This is a genomic window from Maledivibacter halophilus, from assembly GCF_900167445.1.
Taxonomy (GTDB): domain Bacteria; phylum Bacillota; class Clostridia; order Peptostreptococcales; family Caminicellaceae; genus Maledivibacter; species Maledivibacter halophilus.
Genome location: NZ_FUZT01000004.1, coordinates 118,918 through 138,978, shown reverse-complemented (window position 1 = coordinate 138,978; position 20,061 = coordinate 118,918). Strand labels below are relative to the sequence as shown.

Sequence of the window (20,061 nt, the reverse complement as noted above, 5' to 3'; positions counted from 1 at the left end):
ACAGATAAAAAATAATGCCATATTAGCCAGATCAATTTTGTCAATATGGCATTATGACAATAATTTAGAAATAATTATTTCCTGAGGGTATTAAGTATTTCTATTTCATATCCTTCCTTTGCTTCTCTAAGATATTTAATTCCAATATCACAGTATTCATTTAAAGGTAATTCAAGATATTTTGAAAATTTCTTTTTTAAATCCTCATTATTTATCATATTTGCTTTAATTTCTGCTTTGACTCTATAAACGATTCCAATTTCTAAGGGACTCTTTAACTTTTCTGAATAATACTGGGCCTTTTTTAAATGATCCAATGCACAGTTATATTTACCTTCTTTTGATTTAATTAAAGCAAGAAATCCTTCGGCGGTAGATCTTCCCCATAAGGTATCAATTCGAGCATATATTTCTATAGCCCTCTCAACATATCCCTTAGCCCTTTCATAGTCCCCCTTCTCAAAAGCAGCTTGTCCTGCATTTGTATTAAAAATAGTCAGTCCTCTTAAAAGCTTCTTCTTTTCACATATTCTCATGGCTTTATCATAATAAACTAAAGCCTTTGAAAACTGCATATTATGTCTTCGTATTTCACCAATATAATTGTAGCAAGCAGCAATATTCAAAGAATATTTCCCAGAATCGGTATCTATACTATTAAAAGTTCTAATTGATTCTTTTAATAACACTTCTGCTTCCCTATATTTTTCCATCATAATTCTATTTAAACCCTTTAATCTTAAAAATATAGCTATATCTTCTTTCAAATCTTGTTTACAAGCTATATCTAATCCTTTTTCTACATTTCCCTTCATAAATTCAATATCGTGAACCTGAATTCCATAGTATATATTCTGTCTATATCCTTTTAATGCATATTTAAATGATTCTATGCTAATGGATTCATTTATCATTTCTTCAATATTTTTCTTTCCTTCTTCATATTCTCCTTCTCTAATTAAATATCTGCCTTTTATATGTAGATATGCAATTCTTAACTCAATAATTTCTTTATTATCCTTTTTAGTTTCTTTTAATCTTGTAAAAAGTGTTTCAATATCACTAAAATATTTTAAAACCTTTTTTTTACTCATATTTTTCAAATTAGGTTCATCAAAATCAACATATCCTATAATGGGAAAAAGTTCATGCTTTATATCCAAGTATATATCCAAGTATTTTATAGTATATTTTAAAGTACCAAAGGTGTTACCAGAGTTGGAATAATGATAAATCAGTTTTGGATATATGGATACATCCCTTTTATCATTCTTAAGAGTTTTAAGTATGTTATTGCCTATTTTATTATGTAATATTCTTCTTTTAGCCAATGTTAAGCTAGTATATACATATTCTCTAAGTTTCTGATGAGTAAATCTATAGCTTATTTCTTCTCCATCAATTTCATTAATTATATATTTATTTTGTAATGCTTCCATAATTTCAATAATCTCAAGCTCATTTTTTCCTGATAGATCTTTTATAGTATTTAATGTAACCTTATCAAAAAACATAGATGCAATATTTAGTATCTTTTTACCTTCATCTGATATATCTAAAAATTTGCTTTTGAGAATATCCTTCATTTTAGGAGAAATTATATTTTCAAAATCATTTTTTTCTTTAATCATATTCAAATATTCAATAAGAAAAAAAGTATTACCTTCTGTTGCCTTATATATTTTTTCTTTAATTTTGTTTTTTATCTTACGCCCTTTAAGGTATTGGTGAATAAACTTTTCCACTTCATTTTGTGTAAACCTTCGAATTTCAATAATTTCAAGCAAATTATATGCCTTTAGCATTGTCATAAACCTATCTATTTCTTCATAGTTTCCATTTCTACAGGTGCTTATAAGAATTATATTATTATTTCTTAGTATAATATTTGATAAAAATGATAAGCTTAAATCATCTATCCATTGTATATCTTCAAAAATTAGAACAACTTTTCTTTTTTGCATTATTTTTTTAAAAACACCATGAATTGCTTCTTCAATAACACTTAATTTTAAGGTGTCTAGTACTTCTACAGGATTTTTATTATCTATCAAATGCTCTCTATCGAATATAGGGAAGAGATATGAAATCATTTTTCTCCATGTTAAAGGTATATCTATATTATCTTTAACAACTATTTCAGATAATTGAGAAAATACTTCATTCCATGGCTTTAAAAAATAGGGTTTTTCTGCTTGATAGCAATTAGTCTCAAAAATATATATATCTTCTTTTCCTATAAGCTCTTTAAACTTATCCTTCAATTTAGTCTTCCCAATTCCAGCTTCTCCTCTAATTAAAACCGAGCTATATTTCTCATTCTTTAGAAAAGAATCAAAATTTTTCTTTAGAAAAGCAATTTCTTTTTCTCTTCCAAAAAATAAATCATATGAAGTTTTTTCATTAAAAATTTCTTTTGCCTTGTAAATTTTCATTATTTCATCAATTATTTCTTTGGTTTTTACATCTGGGGTAATTCCCAGCTCTTTCTTTAAAATTTTTTTCAATCTATCATATAATTCAATAGCTTTACTATAAATACCTTGTTCCTTATAAATGTTCATTAATATTCGATAGGGTCTTTCATCGAATTCATCTTTAGATATAATAAGTTTTGCATAGTTCACTGCTTCAGCATAGTCCTTTCTATTTAAGGACCTATCAATAAGATCAAATAATTTTGAAATATATGTATATCTATAGTATTCTCTTTTGTCAAATAGCCATTTTTCAAATTCTTCTGCATTTTTTACTCCAAAACCCTTTAAAAATTCATCTAAATATACATTTGAACATTCAGTATCTTTATTTAATAATGATTCTAAATCACTTTCTAATTCAATATCTGGATTCAACATCACAGTTGATTTCTGTGGAGATATGATGATATTCATATCAAAAGCTTTCCTTATTTTATACATTGCATTCCTAAGATTTTTCTTAGCAGTTTTTTCGGTAGATTCACCCCAAAACAGAGAAACCAATTCATCTCTTGTGGCATGCTTATTAACAACTAAATAGTAAAAGAGTGCTTCTGCCTTCATAAATGGAAAGTTGATTTTTTTATTATCCTTCATTGCATAAGGAGTATCGAATAATTTTACTTTTATTAAACTCATCCTATCCCCTTCTTCATGTTTATTTCTCCAACAGCTATAGTGAAACAATGTCAAAACTTACTCAGATAGCCCCCAAAAATCCTTTTGCATTTCCCCTATAAACTCTTTTTATTCTAGTTAATAAAATTTTGAAATGAATTGATAGTTTCTAAAATTCTATAAGCGTTCATCTATATAGATGGACGCCTCATGGAAGCGCCCACACTTTTCTCAAATATTGAAGATTAAGTTTTTCTATAACACATAGGAAATTATGTTCATTCATCTATTATAAAATAATATAATTTCCTATAATAATATTTAAGGATTTGTTTTTATAATATCCCTACCATAATAAATCAAAAAGCAATTATTATGCCACCATCATTAGCATAAACAGTACTTATTCCAGCAGTTTCTACTATGATAATGTCTTTGAAATTATATCTTTTTATTATCTCTTTCTTAAGTTTTTGTGCCTTTTCTAAACAGTTGCAATGGGCAATTCCAATAATTTTTTCTTCAATTTTTTCTCCGCGCTCTCCAATAATATCAACTAAACGTCTTAATGCTTTTTTGGACCCCCTTGCTTTTTCAATTAATTTAATTGATCCTTTTCCATTTGACCCCATAATCGGTTTTATTGAAAAAGCGGTTGCAAGCTTTGCAACTATCTTATTAATTCTCCCTGCCTTTATTAGATTGTCAAGGGACTCTAATAAGAATATCGTTTTCATTTCATTTATGTATTCATCAATTTTCTCTACAATTTGTTCTTTTTTATAACTGAGTTTTGATAACTCTAAAATTTTAAGGCCCACTAAAGTCTCTCCAATTGAGGCACTAAGAGAATCAAAAACATGTATAAACTTTTCCCTTGAATTTTCAAGATACATATTTTTCCCTAAAACAGCACTGTTATAGCTGCCGCTCAATTTGGAAGATAAGGTCACTACAAAAACATCCTCCTTTCCTTCATATTCTTTCATATAATCATTTGGTGAAGGACTTGCTGTTTTGGGTACATTATTGGATTCTTTCATGAGTTTTAATAAATCCTTTGTATCCAAATTCTCATCATCTTTAAACACTTTCCCATCAATATCTATTTTTAATGGAGCTAAGCTTATTTGTGGTATTTTTCTTAATTCATCGTTCATATCAAAGCAGCTGTCTCCTACTATCTTAATATTCATAAAGTATCTCCTTTCAAATATATTGCTATATACAATTATATTGTATATACTACTTCACATGCAATGAAAATTTGCAAATTTTATTTTTTTTTGATATTTTATCACTTTTTTTGTTTTTTGCTATATAAAAGGAGACTAAGCATATCTTTTTTGCTTAATCCCCTTTTTCTTTATAAGTTTACTATTTTCTTTATAAATCTACTTTTGCTAAAATTTTCTTTTCCAGTTCACAGGCCTTTCTCTCTAGCTCTTCAACTTCATTCTTTACCTTCTTTACAAATTCTTCATCCTTTATGGAGCTTAAATTAATCTTAACATTAAACAAAGCCGAAAGCACAGAAGTTCTTGCCATCATAGCTGCCACTGCTCCGTCAGTCACAGCATTTTTATTTCCCATTTCCACTACTTTTGTAATTTGTTCCATCATTTTAAAAGCTTTTCTTGCAACTTCCAAAGGAACATTTGCTGCATTTTTCATGCTGCTTTGAATAGTTTCTTTTCTTATCTTCTTTTCTTCATCAGTATCCTTTGGTAACTTAAAAGCTTTCATAACCTTATTAAACGCCTCTGCATCCCTATCAATGTCTTCTATAAAACCAATCCTGCTATTTGGTAAATACGATAATAATTTTTCCATTTCCCCTTGAGCAGCTTCATATCCCTTCTTGCCAACTGTAAGATTTGCCACCATTTCAGTCAAAGCAACAGCTGTGGCAGCACTCATAGCTGCAATACTTCCTCCACCAGGAACTGGCGATTTAGAAGCTGTCTCTTCTAAAAAATTCTTTAAGGTCTTATCTCCTAACATTTTATCCTCCTTTAGATTATGCTTTTATTATATGCTTTCAAAAACTTTATTCTTATCATAAACCATTATACCATTTTTAATAACCATCTCTACTGTACTCACCCCTATATGATAAGGCAAAAACTTATAGGAAGGAAATTCATGAATTACAATATCAGCTTTTTTGCCTACATCAATACTTCCTATTTTATCAGCTTTATCAAGGGCGGCTGCTCCATTTATTGTTAGTGCAGTTATTGTTTCCTCAGGTGTCATTTTCATATATAATGTGGCTAAGGATATAATTAATGGTATTGATTCAGTAAAGCAGCTTCCGGGGTTAAAATCTGTGGCCAATGCCACAGCACAACCGTTATCTATCATAAATCTTCCCCTAGCAAACTCTTCTTTTAAGCTAAAGGCTGTACCTGGAAGTAAAGTGGCAATAACGCCCTTTTCTGCCATGGCTTTTATTCCTTCATCAGAAGCTTGTAGAAGGTGATCAGCCGAAACAGCTTCAATCTCAGCTGCAAGCTCTGCTCCACCTAGTCTTACTATCTCGTCAGCATGAAGCTTGGACTTCAGCCCCATTTCCTTTGCTTTTAGCAATAGTTTTCTTGACTGCTCAATAGAAAATACATTCTTTTCACAGAAAACATCACAAAACTCTGCTAGATTTCTCTTTCGTATAATAGGCAAAACTTTTTCTATTATGAAATCAATAAATTCATCTTCTTTTCCTTTATATTCCTCGGGTACAGCATGGGCTCCTAAAAAGGTTTTTACTATATCTAATGGATGAACTTTATCTAACTGTTCCATAACCTCTAACTGTTTTATTTCCGTTTCAAAATCCAATCCATATCCACTTTTACCTTCAACAGTTGTAACTCCAAAGGAAAGCATTGAATTCAGTCTTTTTTTACCAAGCTGTATAAGCTCTTCTTTAGAGGCTTCTTTAGTTCCTCTTACGGAATTTATTATGCCTCCGCCACGATTCATAATTTCCATGTAGCTGTCCCCTCGAAGCCTCCATGAAAATTCCTCCGCCCTATAGCCTCCGAAAACTAAATGGGTGTGGGAATCTACAAATCCCGGTAATAAAGTTTTTTCAGAGGCATCAATTACTTCATAATTTTCTTCTTTAATATTTTCTAATATTTTCTCAGTACTGCCAACTGCTTTAATGATTCCATCCTCTATAACTACTGCACCATCATGTATGATATGCAAATCATTCATTTCATTACCTTTTTTTGTCTTAAAGCCCTTACAAGTCACTACTTCAGAAGCATTTTTTATTAATAAGTTTTTATTATTCATTTTATCACTACTCCATTAAACTAGTTTCTAATACTTTATCCATTGAGAAACCATATAAACCTAAATAATATGACGCTGTATCAATTAACGCTTCCATAGGTACAAGTCCTACTATTTCACTACCTAAAACATTTACACCATATCTTTTAGCTTCCATTTTAACTGCTTCAAAAGCTCTGTAAATTGCTGTTTTAGTATAATCAGTAAGATTCATAGTCACCTGTGTTATTCTTCTTTCTGGTATCTCTACTCCACCAGCTTTAATAAATCTATATCCCCCACCAGAATGTCTTATGGTCCTTGCAATTCTGTTGGCAATTTCAATATTATCTGTGTCTAAATCTATATTATATGCAACTAATGGCATTCTTGCACCAACTGCAGTAACTCCAGCTGTTGGATGGATTTTTGCTTCACCAAAATCCGGCTTCCATTCTGGATCTTTAAGTTTTTCAGCCATTCCCTCAAATTGGCCTTTTCTAACCTTTGCAAGATTTTCTCTTGCTGGCTTTGTGGCCGCCTTTTCATATAAGAAAATAGGTATATTATATTTTTCACTGATTTCTTTACCAGTTTCCTTTGCAAGCTCTATAGCTTCGGTCATGGTCATATTCTTAATTGGTATAAAAGGCACAACATCGCTGGCACCCATTCTCGAATGCTGTCCTTCATGCTTTGTCATATCAATAACCTCACTAGCAACACCTACAGCCTCAACAACAGCATTTTTTACTGCCTTAGGCTCTCCTATAACAGTTACAACAACTCTATTATAATCCTTGTCTGCTTCATAGTTTAAAAGCTTCACCCCTTCTTTTCCTCTAAGGGGCGATACTATTTTATCTATTTTATCAAAATCTCTACCTTCACTAAAGTTTGGTACACATTGTACTATTTTTTTCCCCGCGGCCATTTTGATAACATCTCCTTTGCTTTTTATTTTATTTTTTCCCAAGCTTCACTTACTAAATTCTTTACTAATTCTTCTTTTGGTTGGTAAGGTATAGTTATATGATCTTTTCCGGCCATAATGTCATTGTATTCTACACAAGTGCTTATAGCATTTTCATTTCTTGCCCAAGCCCGTCTGGCAACTCCACCCATTACGTCCCAAGGCATAGAAGATCTTAAAATATTGTCTACCCTATCACTGCCATCTAAAACCATACCAAATCCACCATTAATTGATTTACCAATTCCTACACCACCGCCATTGTGTAGAGCAACTAGGCTCATACCTCTAGCAGCATTACCTGCAAATATTTGTGTTGCCTGATCTGCCATGATATTACTTCCATCCTTAATATTAGAGGTTTCCCTAAAGGGTGAATCAGTTCCACCAGTATCATGATGGTCTCGCCCTAACATAACAGGTCCTATTTCTCCTTTTCTAACCATGTCATTAAATTTAAGGGCTATATTCATTCTTCCCAAGGCATCTTGATAAAGAATCCTTGCCTGTGTTCCAACAACTAATTTATTTTTGTCCGCATCTCTAATCCAAACCCAATTGTCTCTATCCTGATATCTTCTATTAGGATCAATTACATCCATAGCAGCTCTATCGGTTTTTAGTAAATCTTCACGTTTCCCACTTAAGCAAACCCATCTAAATGGTCCATATCCAAAATCAAATAATTGTGGTCCTAATATATCTTCAACATAAGAAGGCCAAATAAATCCATCTTTATCATCTCTACCATTTTTAGATATTTCTTTAATTCCTGAATCATAAATAGCCTTCATAAAGGAATTACCATAGTCAAAGAAATATGTTCCACTATTTGTTAATTTCTTTATAAGCTCAAAATGATGTTTTAAAGTCTTATCTACCAATTTTGTAAATTGAGACCTATCTTTCTCCAATAACTCTGTTCTTTCTTCAAATGTAATTCCTTGTGGACAATATCCTCCAGAATAAACCTCATGGCAGGAAGTTTGATCGGATAATAAATCTATATGAACATCATTTTGGGCTGCATACTCAAGTAGGTCCACAATATTTCCACAAAAGGCAATTGCACAAGCTTCTTCTTTTTCCATATATTTCTTTGCCAAGCTAAATGCTTCCTCAGGCGTTTTAGTTATTTTACTTACCCATCCCTGTGAATATCTTGTTTCAATTCTAGAGTAATCAACTTCAGCAATAATACCTACTCCATTGGCTATTTCCACAGCTTTACCTTGAGCTCCACTCATGCCTCCAAGACCAGATGTTACAAATAATTTTCCTCTTAAGTCCCCATCCTTTGGAACTCCAAGCTTTATTCTTCCAGCGTTAAGAATTGTACTATATGTTCCATGAACTATACCTTGAGGTCCAATATACATCCAACCACCAGCAGTCATTTGTCCATAGTTGGCAACCCCTAAGGCTGCAGCTCTATTGAAGTTATCTGGATCATCAAACATTCCAATCATTAAACCATTTGTAATAACAACTCTTGGTGCTTCAGGCTTTGAATGAAACAAGCCTAATGGATGACCTGATGCAATTACTAATGTTTGGTCTCTTGTAAGCTCTTGCAAGTATTTTTTTATAAGTCTATACTGCATCCAATTTTGACATACCCTTCCCGTTTCACCGTAAGTAACTAATTCATAAGGGTATAATGCAATATCAAAATCTAAATTATTATCTATCATTACTTGAAAAGCTTTTCCTTCTATGCATTTCCCCTCATATTCATCAATTGGCTTTCCCTTGATATGTCCTTTTGGACGAAAACGGTATCCATATATCCTTCCCTTTGTTAAAAGTTCATCCAAAAACTCCGGTGCCAGTTTCTCATGAAGCTCTTCTGGAACATAGCGAAGAGCATTTTTTAGTGCAAGTTCTGTTTCCTCCTTAGTCAAGGTAAATTCTCTTTTTGGTGCACGTCTTATACCCTTTTCAAATTCTGGATACTCTGGTAGTACTGAATCCAATTTGATTGTCATAGCCTTAGATACATCCATATTATTTATCATTATAACACCCCTTTTACACTTGAGAAAATTGCATGTTTAATTTAATACAATCACATACACAATTTTCTCATTTAATTTATTTTATAATTATTTTTATTCTTCTTACTATTATTTTAATATCCGCACGTCCCTAATTCGTCTAATTTTAAACAAAATATTTTAGACATTTTATTCCCAACAATTTGATTTAATATTCAATAGAAGCTTGATCTAATATTTTTATTTGAGGAACACTTTCTAAATCCTTCATTAAATTAAAAAGAGCTAAATCCTTATTTTTGGCTTCTATCATTACATCAAAATTATTATTCAACTTTTTTGTTTTATTTAAAAATTCAAGGAAAAAATCTTTATCAATATTATCTGCGTGACTTCTAAAATTCTTTTTATCCTTGGGACTAGAAAGATGAATCTTAGGTGGAACTCTTTCATATTCCCATGTATTAAAAATATCAGCTATAAAATCCGATAAATCTTCTCCATTATTATTACACCAATGATGATGGATATCTAAAACCATAGGCACATTAACCTTTTGACAAATATTTAGAACTTCTTTAGCTGTATAAACTTTATCATCATTTTCTAGTATTAGTATTTCTTTAAGATGCATAGGTAAATTATTATAATTTTTAATAAATCTATCTATTGAGCTTTCTTTATCTTTATATTTCCCACCAATATGTAATATTAATTTTGCAGAAGTATCTAGTCCCATTCCTTTAAATATTTTATAATGATAATCTAAATCCTTAAAGGAAGATTGTAGAACATCTTCTTTCGGTGAATTCAATAGTGTATAGTGATCAGGATGGGCGCTTATTCTAAAATTATTTTCATTTGCATAATTTCCTAAAGACCTTAAATCATCTTTTACATCGGCAAACCAATCCCAATCTTGAGTAAGGGGATGGGTGGCAAGGGGAATTAATTTTGAAGTAAGTCTATACATTTTTATATCATGAGCTTTATTATGATAAAAAAGCCTTTGGGTATTTTGAATATTTGTTTTGGCAAGGGATCTAAGTTTAAATAGTCTTACTTCTTCATCTTCAATTTTATTTAGGTATTTAGCAGTTACAGTTTTAGATGGAGAGCAGTCTTTAATCATCATAGACATAGCCACATATCCAAAGTTAATTCTCAAAATATCACCTACATTCTTTAATATTGTATATAAGATAAATTTTCCCATAAACAAAAAAAATATTTATGGAAACAAAAAAAGAACCCCCAAAGGCTCTTATGCTACATCTAATTTTATTTTTTCGTAGTAATATTTTTCTATTTCTTCATATATACTATCCCAGCCTTTAACCCGTATTATCTCTTTTGGAATAGGATATCTATTATAATTACAATCTATTAGCAATACCTTAAAGCCCGCATTAAAAAGTTCTAATGCATTCTCATACCTGTCTTCAATAAATATATCGCAGTTTAATTCTTTAGCCTTTTGGACTTTGTGATGACTTCCTAAAAGACATAGTCCGTTACAAGGCAAATTTCTTTTACTTATCCAAGAGTAGGTTACTTTTGTCATTCTTTCTTCTCTAGCTGTTACATAAAATATATTGTGATATAAAGATAATTTATATAGTACCCTCTTTGCTCTACTTCTCAATTTTGCTTTGCTATGCATTAACTCACCTATATTCTTATAAAATTCCATATATTCTTTCCTAGATACACCTAGAACATTGTGTATTTCATATTCATTTACATCCTCTGGTTTTACATTAGTATTAAAGTGATTATTAGCATATTTTATCCAATAATAGGGTGTAGTTACTGTTCCATCAATATCAATACATAAATTTAATTCAATCATAAAATCCTCCTTTCTTCTGTTCAAATAGTATCATTTAAACAAAATATGTACTATCTAATAAACTTCTAATTATATAATAAGATATTTAAATTAAATCCATTTTAAAACTAAGTTAAATCTTAGTAAAAAAATATATCAACTTTCTTTGCAAAAGAACCATATACAAATATTTTAATAACGATTAAAATTTATAAACAATAGTTAAACCCTTGAAAAAACTAACTTGTACAGTTTAGCATTTCGACATAATTTGATGTTTTTCGACTTTTGTGTTATAATAATTTCAGTGCTTACGTAAATTTTCAATCTAAAAATCAAATTTTAAATAAAATATTTAGTAAAACTTACTTTTCACTATTCAAATTATAAATAATATCAAATCATTATCAAATCTATTTTTTAAAACTTCTAATTAATTAAACACTAATTAATATTTAATAGAATGAGGAAAATGTATAATTCTAATTTGGCAAAATTGCATAATATATATGGTATAGCTTCGGAGATTTCAAAACAATATGTGGTAGTTAGTTTTTTGAAGAGGTGATTATGCAATTTGCTCAGTTATTAGGATAATATATATTTTGATCATATAGCTTTAAAAATTTTAAAGAAATATACATTAGCTAGTTTTTCAAAAAGGTAATTATGTAATTTACTTAAATGATTATCTTTTAAATAAGTCTTGTAATCAAATAATAACTTAAGGCTTAATAATTTTACGTAAGTTCTGACAATAGCATAATACAGGGAGGAATATTATGGATCCAAGAGCAAAAAAAGAAATCACTATCTTTCAAGCACTGATTCCAGTAATTTTTTTAGTAATATCATTATTCTTTACTCTACAAAAATTTGAGGGAGATCCTCATATACCAATTCTCGCATCGGCAGGAGTTGCAGCCCTTGTTGCTATGAAATCAGGATATCAGTGGAATGAACTTGAAAATGGTGTAGTAGAGACTATTAAAATGTCCATGTCTGCTATTTTGATTCTAATGATTATAGGAATGATTATTGGTACCTGGATTCTTTCTGGTGTGGTACCTACAATGATATATTACGGTTTACAAATTTTATCACCGGGTATATTTTTAGTTGCAACCACTTTAATTTGTGCAGTGGTTTCTCTAGCCACAGGTAGTTCTTGGACTACTGCTGGAACGGTTGGTATTGCACTTATAGGTATTGGACAAGGTCTAGAAATACCTTTAGAAATTGTTGCAGGTGCAATTATCTCAGGAGCCTATTTTGGCGACAAGATGTCACCACTTTCTGATACAACAAACCTTGCCCCTTCAATGGCAGGATCCGACCTATTTGATCACATAAGACATATGATCTATACTACAGGTCCAAGTTTAATTATATCTCTTATATTATTTGGAATATTAGGATTTAAATATGCCGGAAACAATATGGATACAGCTTCTATAAATGTTATCTTAGATGGCTTAACAGGCCAGTTCACTATTTCACCCCTTCTATTAATTCCACCAATACTTGTTATTGGTATGGTAATATTAAAAATACCCGCAATCCCAGGACTAATTGGTGGTACAGTTATAGGTGGTGTTTTTGCCACTATTTTTCAAGGTGCAGGAATGTCAGATATTATTAATGCGGCACATTATGGATTTGAATCAAATACTGGATTAGAATCCATTGACAATCTTTTAACACGTGGTGGATTAGATAGTATGATGTGGACAGTATCTCTTATTCTATGTGCAATGGCCTTTGGTGGCATAATGGAAAAGTCAGGTATGCTTCATGCTATCGCTAAACAGATATTAAAATATGCTAATAGTACAGGATCAATTATTCTATCTACAATTCTCACTTCAATAGCAATGAACTTAATAGCAGGAGATCAATATTTATCAATTGTAATCCCTGGTAGAATGTATAAGGACATTTATGATGAAAAGGGGTTACACCCAAAGAACTTATCAAGAGTACTTGAAGATTCTGGTACATTAAGTTCACCTCTTATTCCGTGGAACACATGTGGTAGTTTCATGTGGCAAACATTAGGAGTACACCCTTTTGCTTATTTACCATATGCATTCCTTAATCTTATTAATCCAATAGTATCTATTTTCTATGGATATACGGGAATTACAATGGAAAGGATTGATAATGGCTCTTCTAAAGAAAATGAGCATACTGCATAAAAAATATATAATCATTTATAGCTTTAAATTTCAATTATCTGAAATTTAAAGCTATTTTTTATGCGATGAAATCTTTCTAAATTTACAAATTATAATTTTAGCATTTACTATCTTACATATTAGGGTATAATATAAAATAAATCAAATTAAAATAAACATATTAGGAGGTTCACAGTTGAGTAAATTAGATTTCATTTATAAGAGACACAGCATCCGAAAATTTAAAGATATTGATGTTCCAACTGAGGATATAAAGGAATTGATCAAAGCAGCTACATATGCTCCTTCAGGTAAAAACCTTCAAAACTGGCATTTTGTTGTTATTAAAAACAAAGAAAAAATTGAGGAAATTGCAAAAATAGTAGAAAGAAAAAATGCTGAACTAGCTAGTTATGCTGAAAATGAACGTATGAAAAAGACCTTTACTAAATACTTAAAATACTCTACATTATTTAGAAATGCACCTGTTCTTATATTAATTTATGCAGGTCCTTATTCTTTTACAGCACTAGATCTATTAAAAGCTAAAGGAGCTTCAAGTGAAGAAATACATAATCTTCTAAGACCAGCTACTGATATACAAAATATTGCTGCCGCCATGGAAAATCTATTGTTAGCTGCAGCTAATACGGGCTATGGTGGATGTTGGATGACTAGTACAAATTATGCAAGTAAAGAAATCGAAGAATATGTTGGTCTCAAAAAAGAAGGTTTCTTCTTAGCTGCATTAACCCCTCTAGGAGTTCCTGAAGAATCAGAACTAAAAAGTCCTAAAAGAAAACCTCTTGAAGAAGTTTTAACTATTATAGAATAGTGCAAAAATGCTTTTGTAGTTCTAAGTTGAAAGTTCTAAGTGTTTAGTCATTCTTTTAAGAATAACAAGTAATGCTAACCTTATATTTTACTAACATTGTACTTTACATTTTTACAAGTATTTTGTATTACCTTAAAAGAATAACCTATTCCTTAGAACTTACAACTTTGAACTTTGAACTTTTTTTACCCTCCCAAGGTTATATCCTGATTTTCATACCATTTCAAAGCATTATAAAAATGGTCTGGTTTAAAATCTGGCCAAAAGTCATCGATAACATAAAAGTCTGAATATATTGATTGAACAGGTAAAAAACCACTCAATCTCCTTCTACCACCCCATCTTATTATTAGATCAACTCTACTTATGTCAGATGTATAGATTGAATCCATTATATTTTTCTTACCCTTCTTTTCCTTATCACCTTCTAAAAATAGGTTTTCTAAATCCCAGTGCCAGCCATAATTCACGAGAAAATTAACCTTTATACCTCCATTACCAAATGTCTTTCTTTTTGTATAAGCTTTCAATTCTCTTGGGAATACTGGAGATTCAGTATTCCCAACTACAAGTAAAGACGCATCTTCCTTAGAAAGCATTTCAACAGCTTTCACACAAGCTTTAGTAAAGGCTTCAGTTTGCTGCTTTGGTCGTTTAGTATTATCGGTAGTAAAACCATAATATGTAAGTTCCTTTACTCCTGCCTCTTTACATAGTTTAAACATCTCAAGACCTGGACTTAAGCCATAGTCATACCCCATTTCCTTAGCTAACCCCATATTTACCGACCATCTTCTATTTCCATCTGGAATAATTCCTACATGATTAGGAACCCTCATCCAATAACCTCCATTCATTTGTGAATAAAAAAGTTTTACTTAATTGAGCAAATTGCATAATTACCTTTAGCAAAAACTATCTACTACATATAGTTTTGAAATCTCCAAAGCTATACCATATATATTATGCAATTTTGCCAAATTAGAGTTATGCAATTTCCTCAATTATAATTTATATTTTTGTCAAAATAATTTCTATTTATACTATAATCAAAATTATTAGCTTGGAATATGAACATATTCATATATATAAATTTAAGGTAAAATATTATTTTATCCAATAAAAAAAAGCCTAACCTCCTCAGGCTAAGCTTTTTTAGATTTTATTCAGCATCATCTGCTGGTGGAGTAAAGGTTCTACTAGCAAGCTCCTTGTCTAATTGCATTAATCCATTACTATTTTCTCCTACCATTTTAACTTTTTGTATAAGCTTTTTAAACATACTCTCTTCTTCTACCTGCTCATCTATAAACCATTGTAACATACTTATAGTTGCATATTCTTTTTCTTCCTGTGCTAAATCCATAAGGTCATAGATTCTCTTTGTTACAATTTGCTCATGACCTAAAGCTTTTTCTAAAGCAGACAGTAATGATTCATATTGATTTTCAGGTTCATTGTAAGAAGAAATTGTAGCCCTACCATCCACTTCATTAATATAATTATAAAACTTCATTGCATGAAATCTTTCTTCTTCCGCTTGTACTAAAAAGAAATTTTCAAATCCATCTAAATCAATAGAAGCAGAATAAGCTGCCATAGCTAAATAAATATTAGCTGATTCAAATTCAAAATTCATTTGGTCATTTAATTTTTTAAATAATTTTTCAGATACCATTGATATGCCTCCTCTTTTCATACATTATGAGCTAAATTTTTACCAATACTATAAGTGGTAATTTAAAAATATAAAATCCCCATAATTAGTATGTACATTTAATTTGTATTTATTAGTATAAATTACCACATGCTATTATAATATAGAATCTCCCAAAATTTTTCAATAGCAAATTCTATAATTTAAAGCTTTACTAAATCTTAAAGCTCTTTATGTTTTATTGCCTATTACATTGATACCCAAAATATAAATAATAAACATTTTTTTAAAAATTTTTTTGAAAAATAACTTTTTGATATACTTTATAATAATATATATAATATAAGATACAACTATTTAAATATGAGGAGGGAGATACCTATTATACTAATAGAAGAAGTATTAATAAGAATAGTACTGGCTTGTTTTTTAGGAGGTCTAATAGGTTTAGAAAGAGAAAGTGTAAATAGACCAGCAGGCTTTAGAACTCACATGTTAGTTTGTATGGGATCGACATTAGTTATGCTGACAGGCATTTTCTTATTTAACAATTATAAAAATGTAACAGATCTTGATCCCGCAAGGCTAGGTGCACAAGTCATTAGCGGCATTGGCTTTCTTGGTGCAGGAACTATACTTAGGGAAGGATTAAGTGTAAAAGGGTTAACTACAGCTGCAAGTTTATGGGCTGTTGCATGTATTGGCCTCGCAATTGGCAGTGGATTTTATACAGGAGCAACAATTTCAGCAATTCTGGTATTAATTATATTATTTTTCTTTTCCAAACTCGAAAGATTTGTAAGTAAAAAGCACAATGAAATTTATATAAAAGTTATAGCTATTAATAAACCTGGACAATTAGGTAAAATAGGAACTGAACTTGGTAATATGAATATCTCTATATTAAATATCAAATTAAAGTCCATCGATAATATAATGTTAGAAATTGATATAAGAACTAAAATTCCTAGAGATATAAATACTTCTAAAATTATAGAAACGTTATTAAAAATTGAAGGTATAGATAATGTGCAATTAGTTGAATAAACAGCTCTATCATAAAGAATATTATTCATAAAAGATTTAAGGATGTATTTAATTAAAACTGGATACAACCTTTTTTTCTTTTACATCTTCTTTCACAAAAATTACTCTTATCTATACAAAGAACTTCTGTAGAATCACACTGAGGACATTTATGGATATCTTTTTCATAAGGCTCACTAAATACATGTCCGCATTTTTCACACTTATATTTACATATGTTAAAGGTATAATTTCCTCCTTCAATACTTATAGCCATTCCTTTTGTCAAGGCTTCTGCTATCTTCTTTCTAGCTTTATCAATTATTAACTGAAAGGTTTGTCTTGATACATTCATTTTTTTAGCACATTCTTCTTGACTAAGATTCTCAATATCTTTTAATCTCATGGCTTCCAGTTCTTCTAGCTTTAATAATATCACTTTTAATTCACATTTTGGTTTATAGGCAGGAATAAAATATCGATTTTGAGGCATAAAAGAAATTCTCCTGGGTTTTACAGGCCTTGGCAAAAAATCACCTCCTACATTTATTACATACACCATTTAATATAACCACTATATCATATATTATAGTATTATATTGTTTCTCTATTTTTTCCTTTTCGTCTAAAAGTTTTACCATCATCCAACTATCGTAACAATCATATATAGTATTGCATTTGTCACATTTAAAGTGAATATGAAAACATTTTCTGCTATATATTTTTAACTCATAATATCTTTCTTCATTGATAACTATTTCATTTATTATGCCAGTATGTTTTAATATTTCAATAGTTCTATATACCGTTGGTAAGCTGATTTTATCTTTAATTAAATCATATATTGTATTAACTTTCAGGTGTCTATCATCATAATGCACGAAAATTTCTATTATTTCTTTTCTGCCTTCTGTAATTTTATAATTGTACTCTTTTAATATGTTTTGAATTCTTTCAATTCTGGGATCCAACACAATCCTCCTTTGGATAAAAGCCTCTAATGAGGCTTTTATAGTTGTTCGTATTAAATTCAAATTTCTAAGCTTTCTGGTTCTTCTTAAAAGAGTTAACATTAGAAAATTTTGAAATTTAAGATTAAAGCAGAATATTTCATTCTGCTTTAATCATTGCAATGTCCTTCATTCATATGGTCTCTACAAACTGTATTTGTTGATTTTAAATTACCTTGTAAATAATTATTTATAACATCATCCAAATCCCCTTCAGCTCCTACTATTACTTCAATATTGTTTCTACCAAAAAGTTCTTGAGCTGTGGCCCCCATACCCCCTGCGATTATAACATTAATATTTTTTTCTGAAAGATACTTAGGCAAAAATCCTGGTCTATGACCTGGATTTGGAAGAAATTCTCTCTTCAAAACATTCTTTCCTTCTAATTCCAATGTCTCAAATCCTTCACAATGTCCAAAATGTCCAGATACAACATTTCCATCCTTTGCTATTGCAATTCTCATATTAAACTCCCTCCTTAATTTTTATTATTTTTTCCCACATTTTCTTTATTTCATCTGATGCAGGACCATCATAGTTAACCAAAGGTTTTAATTCATTTAATGCCACTTTAACATTATCATCAAAGGGGATTTTTCCAACAACCTGAATATTTTCCCAATTACAAAAAGACTCTATTTTTTCAGTAATTTCATTATTGATATCGAATTTATTTATGCAAACCAAAGATTTTAAATCAAAGGATTTACACAAGGACAACACCCTTTTAAAATCCTCTAAACCCGATTGAGTAGGTTCAACCACAATAAGTGCAAGATCACATCCAGTTACAGATGCCATAACTGCACACCCTATGCCAGGGGAACCATCTAAAATAATAAGCTCATCATTTTCTTTGTATTTCATTGCTTTTTCCCTTACTTCAGTAACTAGCTTACCTGATCCCTCTGCACCAATTTCCATCTCTGCCCTTGATAATATACCACTACTATCATCTGTGATTATGGTTTTTCCAATTACTTCATCCTCTAGATGAATGGCATCATAAAGGCATGCTATTCTGCAAGCCCCACAACCTTCACAAGCTAATTCATCTACAACAAAATCCTTTATGGCTCCAAATCTACAAACTTCTACACAGTTGGAACATTTAACACATTTACGGGGATCTATTTTTGCTATTTTAGCTCCTATGAAATCATCTTCCTCTATATCTTTTCCACCTAAAATCAAATGAAGATTTGAAGCATCAACATCACAATCAATTTTTAATCTGGTTTTGCCAAGACTGGCTAATGATGACGCTATAGTTGTTTTTCCAGTTCCCCCTTTACCACTTATTATTACTAACTGCATTTCATCACATCCTTAAGCCTCTTTACAATTCCATAAAACATTTCTCTATATTCTTCATCCTCTATAAGAAGCTTTCCCTTTGAATACAATTTAGCTATTCTTCTATCAAAGGGAATCTGCCCTAATACTGTTATATTATATTCTCTGCAAAAGCTTGTTATGATATGTGAATCTTCATCAGCTCTGTTAACAATAACTCCAAAGGGGATTTTCATCTTCTTTACCAGCTCAACAGCTATCTTTAGATCATGTAAGCCGAAGGGAGTTGGCTCTGTAACTAAGATTGCATAATCTGTATCTTTAATAGCTTTAACTACATTACAGGAGCTCCCAGGTGAACAATCTATAATAGCATTTTTATTATAGATCGTCTTTTTCAATTGATCTATTATTGATACTGCCATAGGTTCTCCAATATTTAGCATTCCTCTATTACATTCTATTTTATCGGTCTTGCCAAAATCTATTTTCCCAATTGATCTATTTATTTCTTTAATAGCATTTTCCGGACATACTAATGTACATGCACCGCAACTATGACACAGCTTTTCAAACACCATTATCTCTCTTCCAGTATTGGCTAAAGCATTGAACTCACAAGCCTTTACACATCTACCACACAATGTGCATCTATCAGATATAATCTTTGGAACTAGAACCTCAACATCCTTTGAATTTGTAATTTCTGGTTTTAAAAATATAAAACCATTTGGTTCTTCCACGTCACAGTCAACATACATATAATCAAGTATTTGTGCAAGATTTGTTGCTACTGTTGTTTTACCAGTTCCTCCTTTGCCACTCAAAATTGATATTTTCATCTAATTATCTCCACCCTTATTTCTAGTGTTT

The 20,061-nt window shown here is 30.5% G+C and carries 18 protein-coding genes; 3 read left to right on the top strand and 15 right to left on the bottom strand.

Annotation, left to right across the window (positions count from 1 at the left end):
* Positions 1-74 precede the first annotated feature (74 nt).
* The 8 genes from B5X81_RS08835 to B5X81_RS08800 all read right to left on the bottom strand — a co-directional run bounded on the left by B5X81_RS08835 (position 75) and on the right by B5X81_RS08800 (position 11,205).
* Positions 75-3,119, bottom strand: a complete 3,045-nt coding sequence (locus B5X81_RS08835) for an AAA family ATPase (RefSeq protein ID WP_079491048.1) — start codon at positions 3,117-3,119, stop codon at positions 75-77.
* 338 nt (positions 3,120-3,457) lie between these two features.
* Positions 3,458-4,294, bottom strand: a complete 837-nt coding sequence (locus B5X81_RS08830; protein WP_079491047.1) for a DegV family protein — start codon at positions 4,292-4,294, stop codon at positions 3,458-3,460.
* A gap of 190 nt (positions 4,295-4,484) precedes the next feature.
* The gene (locus B5X81_RS08825) at positions 4,485-5,102 is read right to left on the bottom strand and encodes a cyclodeaminase/cyclohydrolase family protein (RefSeq protein WP_079491045.1); all 618 of its coding nucleotides are present in this window, start codon (positions 5,100-5,102) and stop codon (positions 4,485-4,487) included.
* Positions 5,103-5,129: 27 nt separating this feature from the next.
* Complete coding sequence (hutI, locus tag B5X81_RS08820) at positions 5,130-6,404, bottom strand: imidazolonepropionase (protein ID WP_079491044.1); 1,275 nt, start codon at positions 6,402-6,404, stop codon at positions 5,130-5,132.
* Between the two features lie 7 nt (positions 6,405-6,411).
* Positions 6,412-7,317: a glutamate formimidoyltransferase gene (gene ftcD, locus B5X81_RS08815; RefSeq protein ID WP_079491477.1), complete on the bottom strand. Its 906-nt coding sequence runs from the start codon at positions 7,315-7,317 to the stop codon at positions 6,412-6,414.
* 23 nt (positions 7,318-7,340) lie between these two features.
* Complete coding sequence (locus tag B5X81_RS08810) at positions 7,341-9,374, bottom strand: urocanate hydratase (RefSeq protein ID WP_079491043.1); 2,034 nt, start codon at positions 9,372-9,374, stop codon at positions 7,341-7,343.
* Positions 9,375-9,561: 187 nt separating this feature from the next.
* Positions 9,562-10,569 carry a UV DNA damage repair endonuclease UvsE gene (gene uvsE / locus B5X81_RS08805; RefSeq protein ID WP_244282041.1) on the bottom strand — a complete coding sequence of 336 codons (1,008 nt, stop codon included), beginning with the start codon at positions 10,567-10,569 and terminating at the stop codon, positions 9,562-9,564.
* A gap of 48 nt (positions 10,570-10,617) precedes the next feature.
* Entirely contained in the window at positions 10,618-11,205 is a 588-nt protein-coding gene (locus B5X81_RS08800; RefSeq protein WP_079491042.1) for a 5' nucleotidase, NT5C type, read from the bottom strand.
* 761 nt (positions 11,206-11,966) lie between these two features.
* Between B5X81_RS08800 and nhaC the strand changes: the two genes are divergently transcribed.
* Positions 11,967-13,382 (top strand): Na+/H+ antiporter NhaC, encoded by a 1,416-nt coding sequence (nhaC, locus tag B5X81_RS08795; RefSeq protein WP_079491040.1) that lies wholly within the window; start codon positions 11,967-11,969, stop codon positions 13,380-13,382.
* Between the two features lie 175 nt (positions 13,383-13,557).
* Complete coding sequence (locus B5X81_RS08790) at positions 13,558-14,196, top strand: nitroreductase family protein (RefSeq protein ID WP_079491039.1); 639 nt, start codon at positions 13,558-13,560, stop codon at positions 14,194-14,196.
* 185 nt (positions 14,197-14,381) lie between these two features.
* Here the strand turns inward: B5X81_RS08790 and uppS are convergent, their stop codons facing one another.
* Entirely contained in the window at positions 14,382-15,035 is a 654-nt protein-coding gene (gene uppS, locus B5X81_RS08785; RefSeq protein WP_079491037.1) for a polyprenyl diphosphate synthase, read from the bottom strand.
* Positions 15,036-15,358: 323 nt separating this feature from the next.
* The gene (locus tag B5X81_RS08780; protein WP_079491036.1) at positions 15,359-15,874 is read right to left on the bottom strand and encodes a ferritin; all 516 of its coding nucleotides are present in this window, start codon (positions 15,872-15,874) and stop codon (positions 15,359-15,361) included.
* A gap of 342 nt (positions 15,875-16,216) precedes the next feature.
* Between B5X81_RS08780 and B5X81_RS08775 the strand changes: the two genes are divergently transcribed.
* Positions 16,217-16,900, top strand: a complete 684-nt coding sequence (locus B5X81_RS08775) for an MgtC/SapB family protein (RefSeq protein ID WP_079491034.1) — start codon at positions 16,217-16,219, stop codon at positions 16,898-16,900.
* A 52-nt stretch (positions 16,901-16,952) separates the two neighbouring features.
* On the opposite strand, the gene B5X81_RS08770 is transcribed toward B5X81_RS08775, so the two are convergent.
* The 5 genes from B5X81_RS08770 to B5X81_RS08750 all read right to left on the bottom strand — a co-directional run bounded on the left by B5X81_RS08770 (position 16,953) and on the right by B5X81_RS08750 (position 20,030).
* On the bottom strand, positions 16,953-17,408 hold the full coding sequence (locus B5X81_RS08770) for a DUF134 domain-containing protein (RefSeq protein ID WP_079491033.1): 456 nt from the start codon (positions 17,406-17,408) through the stop codon (positions 16,953-16,955).
* 4 nt (positions 17,409-17,412) lie between these two features.
* Positions 17,413-17,850: a Fur family transcriptional regulator gene (locus B5X81_RS08765; protein WP_170917338.1), complete on the bottom strand. Its 438-nt coding sequence runs from the start codon at positions 17,848-17,850 to the stop codon at positions 17,413-17,415.
* A 149-nt stretch (positions 17,851-17,999) separates the two neighbouring features.
* A complete protein-coding gene (locus tag B5X81_RS08760) occupies positions 18,000-18,356 on the bottom strand; it encodes a NifB/NifX family molybdenum-iron cluster-binding protein (protein WP_079491030.1) in 357 nt (118 codons plus the stop codon).
* A gap of 1 nt (position 18,357) precedes the next feature.
* Complete coding sequence (locus B5X81_RS08755; RefSeq protein ID WP_079491028.1) at positions 18,358-19,209, bottom strand: ATP-binding protein; 852 nt, start codon at positions 19,207-19,209, stop codon at positions 18,358-18,360.
* Positions 19,200-20,030, bottom strand: a complete 831-nt coding sequence (locus B5X81_RS08750) for an ATP-binding protein (RefSeq protein WP_079491027.1) — start codon at positions 20,028-20,030, stop codon at positions 19,200-19,202. The genes B5X81_RS08755 and B5X81_RS08750 overlap by 10 nt, the downstream gene beginning before the upstream one ends.
* Positions 20,031-20,061 lie beyond the last annotated feature (31 nt).